Here is a 13,582-nt window from a genome sequence, read left to right as displayed (position 1 = left end):
GTTGCCGCGCAAGCGCGGCTGCCCGCCCCACCTGGGGCCTTGGGGGCAAGCTGCAGCAAGGGCGGCAGTTGCAGGAGTCTTCCGACGGCCTTGGCCGGGTCTCGTCGGAGGGACGGTCCCTCCGAGGAGCAACGGAGACCTACAATGCAGAACATCGTCATCCTCGCCGGCAACATCGGCCAGGCCCCCGAAACCCGCACCACCCAGGGCGGCACCGGCATCACCCACTTCACCCTGGCCACCTCGCGCCCCCGCTATTCGGAAGGCCGCGTCCTGCGCGACGAGAACGGCTATCGGGTCCAGGACACCGAATGGCACCGCATCACCTGCTTCAACGGCCTCGGCAAGACGGTCCAGCAGCATTGCGACAAGGGCATGAAGGTTCTGGTTCGCGGCCGCATCCACTACACGAAATGGACCGACGCCGCCGGGGTCGATCGTTACGGCTGCGAGATCATCGCCGAGACGGTCGATTTCCTGAGCCGCGCGAAGCAGACCGAGAACGACGACGGCAAGTTCATCGACGACGATGACATTCCGTTCTGATCGGGAACCCGAGGCCCGGCGGCGCAAGCCGCCGGGTTTCTCCCCTGCTTCACCGGATCGCGCCCGCCGATTCTGGCAAGGTCCAGCGACCGAATCAGACGGGCATGGACGGGAGAGTCGCCTAGCTATCCTTGATAATTGCACCTGAATTTCGGCTGGCATCCGAAGCAAGAACGACTATTATAGATGGGGTATTCGAGCGCTCCTTCACAGCAACTTCGAGCCTGGTTGAAACATTTAAGAGTTTCACCGGCACCATGCGGAGCTAATCATCTAGTCGCCATAAAACCCCAATGTCAGATATCCGGTGAGCGTGAAAGGGGCACGCGCTCATGTTCCTTCACCGGTCTTCGGTCGTCCGCCTGAACGTTTTAGTGATAACGGTAGAAAACAATCTATCTCGTCAGCGCTGAACGTCATGTCTTCCATTTTCTGAAGACGCTTCTGAGCCTCAACGTAGGCTTTGCCATCCGTTTGTGGCGCAGATTGATAGAGTGCGGCGAGCATAGTCTGCAACTCGTCACGACGCTCAACGGCCGCCTGCCGGTCAAGGGCCGGCAGATCCGTGAGGAGCGAAAGGTAACACTCGCGGACGTTCCACAGTTTCGCCGCGGCATCGCGGTGTTTCTGCGCGGTTGCGCCCAAATCGAAGTTCTTGAGGTAGGTTGTCACGAAGAGCGTCAGGAATGACACCAGAACCGTTGCGACCTCGAGCCACGTCTCATTCGTTACAACTACACCAACAGCGCCCGTGCTCGTCGCTGCGGTGAGGACGATCTGTCCAACCTTAAACCGATTGAGTTTTTTAGTGCAGTTTTCGGCCATCCTCTCGTGCGTCTTGTGTGTATAGACCACCCGACCGAAGCACTCGCGGATTTGATCCTCAAGGGTGATGTCATAGTCAAGCTGCATGGTCGCCTACTTCAGCGCTCTGTGCGCTAATGGGAACGAGGATGTCATCTCGCGCGACGACAACACCATTCAGGACCGCATAGCATTCCACAAGGTGGTTTCCCCGGAAGTCGGTGCTTTCACGCTGTTCCCAATTGCCATCGTCACGGATAATTTGGCCGCGGATCATGTCGCGCCGCTCAGCTTCGTCTCCTCGATTCAACACTTTCCAATAGATGTCGACGTCATCGGGAAGATCGGCGCCGTCCGCGACGAAGAATCGAAGTTTTTTCTTGCGCAGAAGGATGCCGTGCCGCTCGAGAAGGTCGAGCAAGCGTGTGGCCCGGAAGCCGTTCTGTGTAACCTCGCAGTCGATCCGCATCTCGTACCGGACATCCAACGGAAACCGATCCTCAACAAATTCCTCGGTGTTACGAAACGCTGCTTTGGCGAGCGTGGCTTCTGTTTCCGACTTGGATGCGGGAGCGGGATAGCCATTGCCGAACACGTCACGCCACTTCTGGCGCTCATTCGCCTGGCCGCTCGCCTCGATAGCCTTCAGGCAGAGTTCGTGGGCCTTCTGTGCCTTCCGCTCGAACCTCTTCTTTACCCGTACGCGTTGTCGGCTGCCGAGGGCGGCGTATTCCGACTGTTTGGGTTGGTCAGCCAGGAACTTGAAGAAATCTCGACACATATAATCGTAGTAGAGGTAACTTTTCTCGTCGTACTCATCGGTCGATTCAAGAAAATTGTAGGCGAGTGTATCAATCAGAAGGCCGCCCATAGCCACGCCGTGCTTGTTCTTCCAAGCGCGAGCCATCTTACACAAGCGCCGGAGATTCCGATTCTTCCGCTCATTAGCCGCCCGCATCTCATCGAGTTCGGCTTGGGGCTTTGTGATCTTCCATGATCCTCCGTTCGCGGTGTCGGGATATTTGTAGCTTCCATCCGCCTCCCGAAAAGCGGGCATAACCTCAATATGGAAATCCTTATAGAGGACCCGCACAACTAGCCGATCGACCTTCACCGTTGTCGATGGATAGCGCGCCTTGATCGCATCCTTGGTGTCGCGAAGGAGCTCGTACTGTCCGCCATCCTTGTAGGTATCCCACTCAGAGGCCGGGACAATGTAGATCATGTCCAGATCGGAAATGCCCTTGATCGCCGTCCAGCGACCATAGGAGCCGACCTGAAGGCTGTTGGCAGTTTTCGACTCGGTATCTCGAAATTGCTTGTTCAGCGCGGAGGTGATCTCGCCATAGCGAAGCGAGATGGTTGCTGAGTTATCTACTTTGATGTTGTCGAGGAAAGTCCTGAAGTCGTCCGCGATGCCCACTTTGCCCCCTCTCGGCTCTAGGGATGATACACGCCGTAGTTTCCGAATCGACGAGCTGATGTTCCTATTTTGTGCTCTTGCTACCGTATCCGTCAAACCACGCAACATGATCCGCCAACAGAAAAAATACTGAAGGCTTCGTAGCGATCAAGTTCACAATGGTAGTTTTCGTGCGAAGACCCCGCGTTGCGATGCTCTCTCGCAAAGAACGACTGAAATAGTCGTAGTTTACAAAGTCCACGAATTTTGGGCTAAGAGAAGTACCGGTCCTTGATTCTGGAGGGATTCGGTATGACCGAAAATCACTACATTGGCCTGGATGTCTCGGCGCGCACCGTGAATCTGTGCGTGGTAGATCATAGCGGCCAGGTTGTTCACGAAGCAAAGCTTACTTCCGAGCCGGAGGAAATTGCACAGCACATTCTGGCACTGCCCTTTATCGTTTATCGCGTTGGCCTGGAGGCTGGAATGCTATCGCAGCACATCTTCGGCACGCTCGCCGAAGCAGGCCTTCCTGTTATCTGCGTTGAAACCCGGCATATGAAAGCCGCCTTGGCGGCGCAGATGAACAAAACCGACCGTCACGATGCGCGAGGTATCGCGCAGATGATGCGGGTCGGGCTGTTCAAGGAAGTTCATGTCAAAACGCCGACCAGTCGGCGTCTGCGCGCAATCCTCACTGCCCGGCAGTTGCTGCGTAACAAACTCCAGGATGTCGAGAATGAAATTCGCGGGCTGATCCGCGACTTCGGCTATCATCTGGGTAAGGTCACGGCTCGCGATTTCGAGCCGCGCGTGCGCGAGTTGACCGCTGACACGGATCTGCACGTCGTCACGGATACGCTTCTGGCGGCGAGGCGTGGATTGCGGGAGCAGTTTGGCAGATTGGATGATCTGCTGGTCAAATTGGCGCGACAGGATGAATTGACCCGACGGTTCATGACTGTGCCAGGTGTGGGGCCTCTCGTCGCGCTGACCTTCCGGGCCACGGTGGATGTTCCCACGCGCTTTATGCGATCTCGGACCGTCGGTGCCCATTTTGGCCTGACGCCGCGCAAGCAGCAATCTGGTGAGGTCGATCGAAGCGGCAGAATCTCCCGGTGGGGCGACGCCATGATGCGCAGCCTGCTCTACGAGGGCGCACAAGTGCTGCTGACTCGTGTGAAGAGATGGTCGGCGTTGAAGGCTTGGGCAATGCAGGTGGCGCGACGGCGCGGTCACAAGAAGGCGATCATCGCCTTAGCGCGGAAAATCGCCGTGATCCTGCATCGCATGTGGATCGACGGAACAGAGTTCGAATGGGGAGAACGGCGACAGCCTGCCTCCCTATGACACGAGTTCGGCCGGGGATCACCTGACCGAAGCATCTCCCCGCGAGGGGACGGGGAACGGCGAGTGCGCAAATACGACTTGACCGCCAAGGTCTGCCAAGGCGATGTCGCATAATAGATTGTCCCGCCGGCTTCCTCTGATCCCATCCTGTGGCGGTCGAGTGCCGACCACGAAGAGAAGCATGATCCTCGCGGGAGTGCTCATCAAGTCTCGTCGTCGGGTGCAACCAGTTCGACATGACTGACCTCGAGGGCTTGGGCGAGTTCGTAGAGCGTGATCACGGTCGGATTCCTCCGACCGCGTTCAAGACTGCTGAGGTACTGTTGGCTGAAACCGGAACGAGCTTCGACCTCTTCCTGCGTCAGGCCCTTCTCCCGACGCAGGCGGGCGAAGTTCCGGCCGACCAGTTTGCGCATGTCCATGCGCAAAGCGATGGCAATTTACACACTTTAAGTTTATCAACTATAGTATGTAATTGACGATTGGAGGACTGATGAGGCTCGTGCGCTCGGCACGGACCGAATAGAGAAGTCGTAGTTCTGGAGTGCGTGCATATCCCGGTGGGAGGTGATCATGTATGATCACCGCTCGCCAATCACGGGCTGCGCGCGCGTTACTGGGATGGACACAGGAGACGCTCGCCGACAAGGCCCAGGTCGCATTGACCGCACTCAAACGCCTCGAATCCCAAAGCGGGCTCGAGGTGTTCGAGTCCACCCGTGACCAGGTGCGCCGCGCTCTCGAAGCGGCCGGGATCGTATTCCTGTCGACGGACAAGGGCGAGGGCGTGTTGCTGCAACACAATGGGGCCAACACCGACAAACGGTGAAATAGCGGCCGGCGTGATGTCAGGTTCTCGTCAAAAGGAATGGCTATCTTCCGCCGAAGATGGTTAACAAATACGTTACCCGAACGTGAGCGAATGATGGGCCGCGCGACACAGACATATCTCGACACACCACCGTCCAGCCAGACGCTGACGTCTTATGATCGCGAGCATATGAAGCTCTACATGCGCCTTCTCGATGCCGAGCGTGATGGCGCCGATTGGCGCGAAGCTGTGCAGGTTCTCTTTGGCCTCGATCCAGAGTGCGATCCCGACCGCTGCCGCTCCATCCATGATACTCATCTCGCTCGCGCGCATTGGATGACCGAACACGGCTACCGCGAACTGGTCCGCGAAAGTCAGCGCAAGACCTGACCCGTGATGCGTGCCGCGCATCACCTGTTGACCAGTGCCTGACTTCCGAAACGCAACTCATGCGGGAATCTTGAGCCTTCCCTATTCGTTTGAGTGGATTCGGGAGGCCGCGATGACCCCTGACGCATCGACCTGGCGTTCTTCGGCGCAATACGACCATCTGGATGAACTGACGGCATCCGATCTGGCCTGGGAATGGCTGCGCCGCAATGACGATTATGACGCAGATTTTGAAGCCTCGATTGCCGACCAAGGAGACCCCCAACCGCTGACCGAACGGATCCGGCAGCGCTGGGGGTTGCGATTTCCCGGTCGATCCGCTGGTCCCGCCGCCCGATGCGCCGGTCTTCTGGCTCCCAGCGGAGGACACAAGTGTGGTGGTGCTGACCGAAGTCCCTTTGGAACTTGGCGACAGCACTGACGGCGCTCCGCTGAACTGGCGCCTCGACTTCTCGGTCGAGAACGCTGGCGCAGAGTTCCACGTCCCGCTTGGCAATGGGCAGAAGCTCCAGATCTTCGACGGCGCCATTAAGGGGGACGCGATCGCGGTCGCCGTCGTCCCTCTCAGCCTCGCCGGTTTCGACCGGATCGAGGCCATTCAACGCTTCCTTTCCGCCCTGCATGGTCGCGCGATCCCGCCGGATACACGCATGACACGCCAGCAACGCGCGCGCCTCCGACGGATGCTGCGGGCCTTCGATGGCCATCGGGCTGGTGCCACGCAGCAGGAGATCGCGCGGGTTCTTCTGAACACCGGCCGGCTTGACCGGGACGAATGGCAAGCATCCTCGGCCCGTCATGCCATCAAGGCACTCCTGCGCGATGCCCGTGCAATGGTCGCCGGCGGTTATCGGAAACTCCTTCGTCATCGCCGCCCACGATAGCGCGGGTTTGCGCCGGCAACAGCCACTTCGTTGCGCCCGTCGCGGGCGCGTGGCTCTTCGGTGCCACGCTGCTATACAAGATCAACTCCAGCACCAATGCGCGTATGCGCGGGCGGCTGGTGCTGAACGGATCGACCGAAATCCGAGATCAAAGGGCGAGATTTCAGGGGCGCACGCCTCCGAGGCGACGGCGCTCTGGCTGCAGACCATGGCGCCGCTCGCGCAGGGCGACACCGTCGAGTTGCAGGGCACCTTTCGCGCGGCGGATGGGTATTTCGCGGCCGATCACACGTCGTTCTGGGGCTGCAAGGTCGGTTGAGCGGCGGAAGGGAGAAGTGATGACACCACCCGTTCCGATCAGGGCTTTGTCCGCATGCCGGACGCCGAGTTCGAGGCGATCCTGACGCGCACGGCGGAAGAAGGCGCAAAACGCGCACTGGCGGATATCGGCCTCGACGGCGAAGAGGCCGCGCCGCCGGATTAAGCGGCGATGGCCGACAATGCCCCGCAGTCAGACGGAGGGGCGGCTGCCTGGCAGGGGTGCCCTCGCGGGTGCCGGCCGATGCTCCGGGGCCGCTTGCTCGAAGTCGCAGAGGATCGGGCAGTCGGGCCGGTGGTCGCCCGCGCAGGCGTCCGCCAGCGTCGTGAGCGTGGTGACCATGTCCTCCATCTCGGCGATCCGATGCCGCAGCTCCTCGATGTGCTGAAGAGCGACGCGCTTGACATCGCCGCTCTGCCGGCTGCCGTCACGCCAGAGGTTAAGGAGCTTCTGGATCTCGGGCACCGAGAAGCCCAGATCGCGCGCGCGACGGATGAAGCGCAGCATGTGGACGTCGGTGTCCGAATAGTCGCGATAGCCCGATTGGGTCCGGTTGGCGGGAGGGATGAGGCCGGTCTGTTCGTAGTAGCGGATCATCTTGGCGGAGACTCCCGAGGCGTGGGCTGCTTGTCCGATGTTCATGGGTGGCTCCTTTGGTTGGTGGTGAAGATGAGCGGAACGGCCGCTGGCGGAAAGATGACGTCGTGCGTGACGTGCGTGATATTGGTCATGACGGTCTTCCAGGCTAGGGGAATGACCGGGACGCACTCTGGCGCCCCGGTCGGCGCGGGTGGCGATCACTCGGCAGGTGCAAGCCGGCCGGACATGGCGGGGCTGGCGGTCGCTGGGGCCGTCGGATCGGTCCCCATCGGCGGCGTGAAGCGGCGCAGGCGGAGCGCGTTGCCGAGCACGAAGACCGAGGACAGCGCCATCGCCCCGGCGGCGAAGACCGGCGACAGCAGAACCCCGTAGGCCGGGTAGAGCACGCCCGCCGCGACCGGGATCAGCGCGGTGTTGTAGGCGAAGGCCCAGAACAGGTTCTGCCGGATATTGCCGATCGTCGCGCGCGACAACGCGATGGCGTTGGGCACGCCCTTGAGGCTGCCCGACATCAGCACCACGTCGGCGGCCTCGATCGCCACATCCGTTCCGGTGCCGATGGCAAGGCCCACATCCGCCTCGGCCAGCGCCGGGGCGTCGTTGATGCCGTCACCGACATAGGCCAGCGTCCCATGACTGGTCTTGAGACGGCGCACGGCCTCGACCTTGCCTTCGGGCAGCACCTCGGCCACGACCTCGTCGATGCCTAGCCGCCGGGCGATGGCTTCGGCCGTGCGGCGGTTGTCGCCGGTGATCATCGCAACCTTCAGGCCGAGGTCGTGCAACGCCGCGATCGCGGCCGGCGTCGTCTCCTTGATCGGGTCGGCCACGGCGATGATCGCCGCCAGCTTGCCGTCGATCGCGGCGTAGAGGGGCGACTTGCCCTCGTTGCCGAGACGCTCGGCGATCTTGGCGAAACCGGCCACGTCATGGCCTAGCTCGGCCATGTAGCGGTCTGCGCCGATCTCGACGGGCTTGCCGCCGGCCACGGCCCTGACGCCGAACCCTGTCACCGACTCGAAGTTCGAGACGGCGGGCAGCGTAAGGCCTTCCCCGGCGGCCGCGTCCACGATCGCACGGGCGATCGGGTGCTCCGACTTCTCCTCGACCGCGGCGACGAGGCTCAGGACCTCGGCCCGCTCGAACCCGGCGGCCAGTTCCAGATCGGTCAGCGCGGGGGCGCCTTCCGTCAGCGTGCCGGTCTTGTCCACCGCCACGACCCTGGCATCCTTCAGCAGCTGGAGCGCTTCGCCCTTGCGGAACAGCACGCCCATCTCGGCGCCGCGCCCGGTGCCCACCATGATCGAGGTCGGCGTGGCGAGGCCCATCGCACAGGGGCAGGCGATGATCAGGACCGCGACGGCGTTCACCAGCGCGAAGGTCAGCGCCGGGTCGGGACCGAAGAAGAACCAGATGCCGAAGGTCAGCGCCGCCACCGCCATGACGGCCGGGACGAACCACATGGTGACGCGGTCCACCAGCGCCTGGATTGGCAGTTTCGAGCCCTGCGCCTCCTCGACCAGGCGGATGATCTGCGCCAGCACCGTGTCCCCGCCGACCGCAGTGGCGCGAAAGGCGAAGGCGCCTTTCTGGTTCACGGTGCCGCCGGTCACGGCAGCGCCCGCCTGCTTCTGGACGGGGATGGGCTCGCCGGTGATCATCGATTCATCCACCCAGCTCTCGCCCTCGACCACCTCGCCGTCCACGGGGACGCGCTCGCCCGGACGGACCTCGACGAGATCGCCGGGAGCCACGTTGGCCACCGCGATGTCCTCGACGCGGCCGCCCCGGCGCACGCGCGCGGTCTTGGGCTGCAGGCCAACAAGGCGGGTGATCGCCTCGGAGGTGCGGCCCTTGGCGCGCGCCTCAAGATAGCGGCCGAGCAGGATCAGCGTCACGATAACGGCTGCCGCCTCGTAATAGACGTTGACGGTGCCCGCCGGCAGCAGGCCGGGGGCGAAGGTGGCGACAAGTGAATAACCGAAAGCCGCCAGCGTGCCGACCGCGACAAGGCTGTTCATGTCAGGCGCGCCACGGAACAGGGCGGGAAGGCCCTTCTGGTAGAAGCGGATGCCGGGGATGGCGAGGACCAGCAGCGTCAGCGCGAACTGGATATACCAACTGGCCTGCATGCCGATGGTGCCCGCGACGAGGTCATGGACGGCGGGAATGAGGTGGCTGCCCATCTCGAGGACGAAGACCGGCAGGGTCAGCGCCGCCGCCAGGATCAGGTCGCGCCGCAGCGTCTCGCGCTCGGCCTCCTTGCGGGCGTTGGCCTGCGCCTCATCGGCCCCGCCGCCGTCGATCAGCCGCGCCTCGTAGCCGGTTTCGGTGATGGCCCGCAGCAACGCGCCGGCATCGGCCGGGCCCGTGACGGTCGCGCGCTCGGTGGCGAGGTTGACGGTCGCCGAAGCAACGCCGGGCACCGCCTGCAGCGCCCTTTCGACCCGGCCCACGCAAGAGGCGCAGGTCATCCCCTCGATGGCGATCTCGACCGCACCCTGGGGCTTGGGCACGTCATAGCCCGCGCTTTCCACCGCACCCACCAGCGCGGCACGCTCGACCGGCGCGCTGAGACGGATGTCGGCGCGCTCGGTGGCCAGGTTGACATTTGCCGAGGCGACGCCGGGCACGGCCCGCAGCGCCTTCTCGACCCGGCCCACGCATGAGGCACAGGTCATGCCCTCGATGGACAGGCTGATCGGGGGCAGATTGATGCTGCCGGCTCCGGGCTCGCGATCTCGCGCTGGGGCGGTCATGAAGGGGGTCTCCTTGAAGCTATTCCATCATCCGCCAAGGGAAATAAGGGTTCCCATCGCTGGAAGGTCAAGACCTGTCAGGATCGATTCTTTCCTCTTGACCTTCCAACGATGGGAAACCCTATCTCACCTTGCATGAGACGAACCACAGGAGGCACTCATGCAGTTCCACATTGAAAATATGACCTGCGGCGGCTGCGCGTGCGGCGTGACCAGGGCGATTCACACGGTTGATCCCGCAGCGAACGTCGAGGCCGATCCCCCGAAGCGCAAGGTCGTCGTCACCTCCGGGCAGCCCCGCGCCGCCTTCGAGGCCGCGCTGGCCGAGGCGGGCTTTCCCGTCGCGCCGGTGGGGACGGTCGCCTGATGAACAAGCTGTCCGTTCTGTTCATGGCGACCGCGCTTGCCGCCGCGGGCGGACTGGCCGTTGCGCAATCGCAGATCGTGGATGAAGGCGTTACGATCACGGATCGTTCGGACATGGGTCATGGCGCGCATGGTGCGGCTGCCTCCGACAGCCCGGCAGTTCAGGCCTACATGGCCGCAAACGACCGCATGCTTGCCGGGATGGCCGTCGAGTTCAGTGGCGACGCCGACGTGGATTTCATGCGCAGCATGATCCCGCACCATCAGGGCGCCATCGACATGGCGCGCGTCGTGTTGGGACACGGCGAGGACCCGCAGATCCGTGCCCTCGCCGAAGACGTGATCGCGGCGCAGGAGGGCGAGATCGCCATGATGCGCGAGTGGCTGGCCGCCCGCGGTCAGTAACAGGCTCGCGCCCCCCAAGGGATAGCGAGGGCCCGCCAATGAGACGGCGGGCCCTATTGTTCTGACCGACCGCGGCTCGGTGCCTGGCCGGTAGCTGGCGCCGGAGCGAACTCCGGCGCCGATCGCTCAGCGCGCCGGGCCGCCGTAGACGATGCCGTTCGGGCGATCGCCAACCGGCACTGTCTTGACCACTTCCTGGCTCCCCACGTCGATGATCGACACGGTATCGTCGGCGATGTTGGTCACGAACACATAGACCCCGTCCGCCGATGCCGATACTCCATGGGCGCCGCGGCCGGTGGTGATGGTCTTCACCACCTGACCGATTGCGGTGTCGATCACGGATACGGTGTCGTTCGGCTCGGCCTCGGTGCCCTGATTGGCGACATAGACGAATTTCCCATCCTGCGTCGCGATGAGCTGGATCGGGTTCGGCCCGACGTCGATCCTGTTCGTCACCTCGCGGGTTGAAGTGTCGATCACGGCGACGCGGTTCTCGTCGCGCAGCGAGACATAGACCTGATCGCCCGAGGGCGTGAACCCGACCTGAACCGGCGCGGTCCCGATCGGAATGCGCGCGACCTCGGACAGCGCCTGGGTGTCGATGACGGACACGGACCCGTCCTCGACATTGGCCACGTAAAGCTGGGTCTCATCCGGGCTGAGCCGTAGGCCGTGCGGATAGTCCCCCGTCGCGATACGCCCGATGACTTCGGCCCGTGCGAGATCGACGACCGCGATCTCGTCTCCGCCGGCCAAGGAGACATAGGCGCGCCCCTGCCGGTCAGCGACCACATGGGCCGGGTGCGAGCCTACCGCGACGGTCGCCTTGGGCGCCGAGAGGTTCTGCGGATCGAGAATGACCAACAGACCCTCGGCCGCACCGTCCCCGCCGTGCCCATGCCCGTCCGACCCGTGATCCCCTTCGACGGCAGGATCGCCAACGGCCAACAGCAGCTTGCCGTCAGGCGTCAGGTCGACGTTGTGGGGCGCGATCGGGATCAAAACCGTGTCGACCGCTCCGGTGGCGAGATTGATGGCGCTGATGGAATTGCCGCCTTCATTGGCGGACCAGACAGTCCCGCCGGTCTGACCAAAGGGCGCAGGTGCCTCGCCGGCCTTCGCCTCCAGCCATGCCTGCATTTCGGCGATCTCGCCTTCCTGCACCGCGATGATCTGCTCCGCCCACTCCCTTGTCTTCGGGTCGTCGCCATACTGCAGGACGATCCGGGCCATATCGATCGCGCCCTGATGATGCGGGATCATGCCCCGGACGAAGGCGACATCCGGATCGTCGGCCATGACGCCGTCCATCATCGGTCCGTGCATTTCATTCATCGATTCGACGTAGGCCCGGGTGAAATCCGGAAGGCTTTCGTTAACCGGGGCCGCCCCGGCGTTCGGCGCGCCCATCATCCCCTGCATCATCCCACCCTGCATCATCTGGCGCATCGCGCCCATGCATTCCGGGGTCATGGCCTGGCACTGCTCGGGCATCATCCCTTGCATGCCGGGCATCTGGCCTGAAGGCGGCGTTGGCGCGGGCGCCTGCTCCGCCTGTGCGGGCGGGGTTCCCGGGTGATGGGTGTCATGTCCGGCCTGCGCGAGAGCAGCGCCTGGCAGGCCTGCCAGCAGGCTGACAGTAAGGGCGATTACGATTGCTGTTCGGTTCATTGGATTTCATCCTCTGGTTCCGGAGCACCGGCCCGGATTTGCGGGCGCGGCTCTCCATCCTGTTCGTTTGTCTTTCGGGTTTGCGCGGAGCGGCCGGAGACGTCTCTCGTCCTCGCGGCGATCCCTGCGCATCACGCAGCGATGAGACGTGGCGGCTTCAGGATGCCTTCGGGTGATCGGTCGTGCGGATCAGTGCGCACAACCGTGAAAACCTCACCGTTCACGGACGGGCCGAACGTCGGCGGCGCGACGAGAACCGCGGCGGCCAGACAGATCTGGCAGCAGTCCGCCGGACCCTGGCCACTGTCCTCGTTCAGGCAGCCTGCCGATTGATCTGCGCCATGCTCGTCCGGCAGGTGAGGCTGGGCGCAGTGGCTTGCCGTGGCGGCGACCTGCTGCTGGTGGATGGCGTGTCCGGCGGGGCCGGCATGTACCGGGACCTGCAGAACCAGGGCGCCGATGGCAAGCAGCAGGATGCAAACCGCAAACTGGCGCAATCGACCGCATCTCACCCGGAAGGCAGCTCGCACCCGCCCGGTCATGCGCCACTTTCCTTCCCGGCGGCACGCCGGGCCAGTGCGATGTCGCGTTCACGTCTCCCGCCACCCGACGCCGCGAGACCGCCCCGCTGACGGAGGCAAGCCGCCTCGGCCAGGTGCTGTTTCGGATCATTCGCAAGTCGGGCGATCATGTCGGCAGCCCCGTGTCAGATTTCCCGTGGACCGAGAAAGCGCCCGAAGCTCCGGACGGTCGGGCCGAACAGGAACGCTTCATAGGGCTCGGGATCGACGCCCGGAAAATCCATGCCGGGCGAGCCGGCCGGCATGCCGGGAACGGCCAGCCCCGTCGCGTCAGGCCGCTCGGCCAGAAGGCGGCGGATGGCTGCGGCAGGCACATGGCCCTCGACCACGTAGCCGCCCACCTCGGCGGTGTGGCAGGAGGCCAGTTCGGCCGGGACGCCGAGCCGCTGCTTGAGGCTGTCCATATCGGAGGATTCTACCACCTTCACCGGGAAGCCTGCGGCCTCGATATGCGCGACCCAGCCATCGCAGCAGCCGCAGGATGGATCCTTGCTGACGCTCACCAGCGGCAGCGCTTCGGCATGTCCCCGCCTTGGCATGGACATCAGCAGGGGCAGCGCGCCGGCAGCGGCCAGAACGGTGCGCCGGCTGATGGGGTGATCGTTTCTCATCGTCAAACCTCGTTTCATGGATTCATTATCTCGCCGTCACGGTCCGGGCGCGACGCACGAAGGGGTGAGCAGGTGCT

The 13,582-nt window shown here is 63.4% G+C and carries 17 protein-coding genes; 9 read left to right on the top strand and 8 right to left on the bottom strand.

Going from position 1 to position 13,582, the window contains the following annotated elements; all coding sequences use genetic code 11:
* Positions 1-144 precede the first annotated feature (144 nt).
* Complete coding sequence (locus F8A10_RS15990; protein ID WP_058099094.1) at positions 145-546, top strand: single-stranded DNA-binding protein; 402 nt, start codon at positions 145-147, stop codon at positions 544-546.
* 330 nt (positions 547-876) lie between these two features.
* On the opposite strand, the gene F8A10_RS15985 is transcribed toward F8A10_RS15990, so the two are convergent.
* Both F8A10_RS15985 and F8A10_RS15980 read right to left on the bottom strand, forming a co-directional pair.
* Complete coding sequence (locus tag F8A10_RS15985; protein ID WP_152367879.1) at positions 877-1,458, bottom strand: SLATT domain-containing protein; 582 nt, start codon at positions 1,456-1,458, stop codon at positions 877-879.
* Entirely contained in the window at positions 1,448-2,773 is a 1,326-nt protein-coding gene (locus F8A10_RS15980) for an SMODS domain-containing nucleotidyltransferase (protein ID WP_152367878.1), read from the bottom strand. Before F8A10_RS15980 ends, F8A10_RS15985 begins: the two co-directional genes overlap by 11 nt.
* Before the next feature lie 291 nt (positions 2,774-3,064).
* On the opposite strand from F8A10_RS15980, the gene F8A10_RS15975 reads away from it, so the two are divergent.
* Positions 3,065-4,105 (top strand): IS110 family RNA-guided transposase, encoded by a 1,041-nt coding sequence (locus F8A10_RS15975; RefSeq protein ID WP_152367877.1) that lies wholly within the window; start codon positions 3,065-3,067, stop codon positions 4,103-4,105.
* 203 nt (positions 4,106-4,308) lie between these two features.
* Here the strand turns inward: F8A10_RS15975 and F8A10_RS15970 are convergent, their stop codons facing one another.
* On the bottom strand, positions 4,309-4,521 hold the full coding sequence (locus F8A10_RS15970; protein ID WP_227493461.1) for a helix-turn-helix domain-containing protein: 213 nt from the start codon (positions 4,519-4,521) through the stop codon (positions 4,309-4,311).
* Between the two features lie 161 nt (positions 4,522-4,682).
* Between F8A10_RS15970 and F8A10_RS15965 the strand changes: the two genes are divergently transcribed.
* The 5 genes from F8A10_RS15965 (at position 4,683) to F8A10_RS21515 (ending at position 6,674) form a co-directional block, all read left to right on the top strand.
* The gene (locus F8A10_RS15965; protein ID WP_058099093.1) at positions 4,683-4,934 is read left to right on the top strand and encodes a helix-turn-helix domain-containing protein; all 252 of its coding nucleotides are present in this window, start codon (positions 4,683-4,685) and stop codon (positions 4,932-4,934) included.
* A 93-nt stretch (positions 4,935-5,027) separates the two neighbouring features.
* The gene (locus F8A10_RS15960) at positions 5,028-5,306 is read left to right on the top strand and encodes a DNA -binding domain-containing protein (protein ID WP_082658173.1); all 279 of its coding nucleotides are present in this window, start codon (positions 5,028-5,030) and stop codon (positions 5,304-5,306) included.
* Positions 5,307-5,418: 112 nt separating this feature from the next.
* The gene (locus tag F8A10_RS21520) at positions 5,419-5,727 is read left to right on the top strand and encodes a transcriptional regulator domain-containing protein (protein WP_082658176.1); all 309 of its coding nucleotides are present in this window, start codon (positions 5,419-5,421) and stop codon (positions 5,725-5,727) included.
* Positions 5,681-6,190, top strand: a complete 510-nt coding sequence (locus F8A10_RS15950) for a DUF2285 domain-containing protein (protein ID WP_227493460.1) — start codon at positions 5,681-5,683, stop codon at positions 6,188-6,190. Before F8A10_RS21520 ends, F8A10_RS15950 begins: the two co-directional genes overlap by 47 nt.
* Positions 6,191-6,563: 373 nt before the next feature.
* The gene (locus F8A10_RS21515; protein ID WP_223191438.1) at positions 6,564-6,674 is read left to right on the top strand and encodes a DUF6127 family protein; all 111 of its coding nucleotides are present in this window, start codon (positions 6,564-6,566) and stop codon (positions 6,672-6,674) included.
* Positions 6,675-6,701: 27 nt separating this feature from the next.
* Here F8A10_RS21515 and cueR read toward each other — a convergent pair whose 3' ends face one another.
* Positions 6,702-7,151 (bottom strand): Cu(I)-responsive transcriptional regulator, encoded by a 450-nt coding sequence (gene cueR, locus F8A10_RS15940; protein ID WP_058099091.1) that lies wholly within the window; start codon positions 7,149-7,151, stop codon positions 6,702-6,704.
* Positions 7,152-7,306: 155 nt separating this feature from the next.
* On the bottom strand, positions 7,307-9,868 hold the full coding sequence (locus F8A10_RS15935; protein WP_082658172.1) for a heavy metal translocating P-type ATPase: 2,562 nt from the start codon (positions 9,866-9,868) through the stop codon (positions 7,307-7,309).
* A gap of 160 nt (positions 9,869-10,028) precedes the next feature.
* On the opposite strand from F8A10_RS15935, the gene F8A10_RS15930 reads away from it, so the two are divergent.
* Together F8A10_RS15930 and copM (F8A10_RS15925) are read left to right on the top strand one after the other, a co-directional pair.
* Positions 10,029-10,235 (top strand): heavy-metal-associated domain-containing protein, encoded by a 207-nt coding sequence (locus F8A10_RS15930; protein WP_058099090.1) that lies wholly within the window; start codon positions 10,029-10,031, stop codon positions 10,233-10,235.
* Positions 10,235-10,639, top strand: a complete 405-nt coding sequence (gene copM / locus F8A10_RS15925) for a CopM family metallochaperone (RefSeq protein WP_152367875.1) — start codon at positions 10,235-10,237, stop codon at positions 10,637-10,639. Before F8A10_RS15930 ends, copM (F8A10_RS15925) begins: the two co-directional genes overlap by 1 nt.
* Positions 10,640-10,765: 126 nt before the next feature.
* On the opposite strand, the gene copM (F8A10_RS15920) is transcribed toward copM (F8A10_RS15925), so the two are convergent.
* The 3 genes from copM (F8A10_RS15920) to F8A10_RS15910 form a co-directional block, all read right to left on the bottom strand.
* Positions 10,766-12,139, bottom strand: a complete 1,374-nt coding sequence (copM, locus tag F8A10_RS15920) for a CopM family metallochaperone (protein WP_227493459.1) — start codon at positions 12,137-12,139, stop codon at positions 10,766-10,768.
* A gap of 305 nt (positions 12,140-12,444) precedes the next feature.
* Positions 12,445-12,855 (bottom strand): hypothetical protein, encoded by a 411-nt coding sequence (locus tag F8A10_RS15915; RefSeq protein ID WP_058099087.1) that lies wholly within the window; start codon positions 12,853-12,855, stop codon positions 12,445-12,447.
* Positions 12,856-13,019: 164 nt separating this feature from the next.
* The gene (locus F8A10_RS15910) at positions 13,020-13,505 is read right to left on the bottom strand and encodes a DUF411 domain-containing protein (protein ID WP_058099086.1); all 486 of its coding nucleotides are present in this window, start codon (positions 13,503-13,505) and stop codon (positions 13,020-13,022) included.
* Between the last annotated feature and the right edge of the window lie 77 nt (positions 13,506-13,582).

The sequence above is a fragment of the Paracoccus kondratievae genome, from assembly GCF_009301415.1.
Taxonomy (GTDB): domain Bacteria; phylum Pseudomonadota; class Alphaproteobacteria; order Rhodobacterales; family Rhodobacteraceae; genus Paracoccus; species Paracoccus kondratievae.
The sequence above is the reverse complement of the archived record's forward strand: the minus strand, read 5'-3'. Positions and strand labels throughout refer to the sequence as shown.

Excerpts from the sequence above, each read along its gene's own strand:
- F8A10_RS15990 (WP_058099094.1), top strand. The coding sequence starts at position 145 with ATGCAGAACATCGTCATCCTCGCCGGCAACATCGGCCAGGCCCCCGAA.
- F8A10_RS15985 (WP_152367879.1), bottom strand. The coding sequence starts at position 1,458 with ATGCAGCTTGACTATGACATCACCCTTGAGGATCAAATCCGCGAGTGC.
- F8A10_RS15975 (WP_152367877.1), top strand. The coding sequence starts at position 3,065 with ATGACCGAAAATCACTACATTGGCCTGGATGTCTCGGCGCGCACCGTG.
- F8A10_RS15970 (WP_227493461.1), bottom strand. The coding sequence starts at position 4,521 with ATGCGCAAACTGGTCGGCCGGAACTTCGCCCGCCTGCGTCGGGAGAAG.
- F8A10_RS15965 (WP_058099093.1), top strand. The coding sequence starts at position 4,683 with ATGATCACCGCTCGCCAATCACGGGCTGCGCGCGCGTTACTGGGATGG.
- F8A10_RS15960 (WP_082658173.1), top strand. The coding sequence starts at position 5,028 with ATGATGGGCCGCGCGACACAGACATATCTCGACACACCACCGTCCAGC.
- F8A10_RS21520 (WP_082658176.1), top strand. The coding sequence starts at position 5,419 with ATGACCCCTGACGCATCGACCTGGCGTTCTTCGGCGCAATACGACCAT.
- F8A10_RS21515 (WP_223191438.1), top strand. The coding sequence starts at position 6,564 with ATGCCGGACGCCGAGTTCGAGGCGATCCTGACGCGCACGGCGGAAGAA.
- cueR (WP_058099091.1), bottom strand. The coding sequence starts at position 7,151 with ATGAACATCGGACAAGCAGCCCACGCCTCGGGAGTCTCCGCCAAGATG.
- F8A10_RS15935 (WP_082658172.1), bottom strand. The coding sequence starts at position 9,868 with ATGACCGCCCCAGCGCGAGATCGCGAGCCCGGAGCCGGCAGCATCAAT.
- F8A10_RS15930 (WP_058099090.1), top strand. The coding sequence starts at position 10,029 with ATGCAGTTCCACATTGAAAATATGACCTGCGGCGGCTGCGCGTGCGGC.
- copM (WP_152367875.1), top strand. The coding sequence starts at position 10,235 with ATGAACAAGCTGTCCGTTCTGTTCATGGCGACCGCGCTTGCCGCCGCG.
- copM (WP_227493459.1), bottom strand. The coding sequence starts at position 12,139 with ATGATGCCCGAGCAGTGCCAGGCCATGACCCCGGAATGCATGGGCGCG.
- F8A10_RS15915 (WP_058099087.1), bottom strand. The coding sequence starts at position 12,855 with ATGACCGGGCGGGTGCGAGCTGCCTTCCGGGTGAGATGCGGTCGATTG.
- F8A10_RS15910 (WP_058099086.1), bottom strand. The coding sequence starts at position 13,505 with ATGAGAAACGATCACCCCATCAGCCGGCGCACCGTTCTGGCCGCTGCC.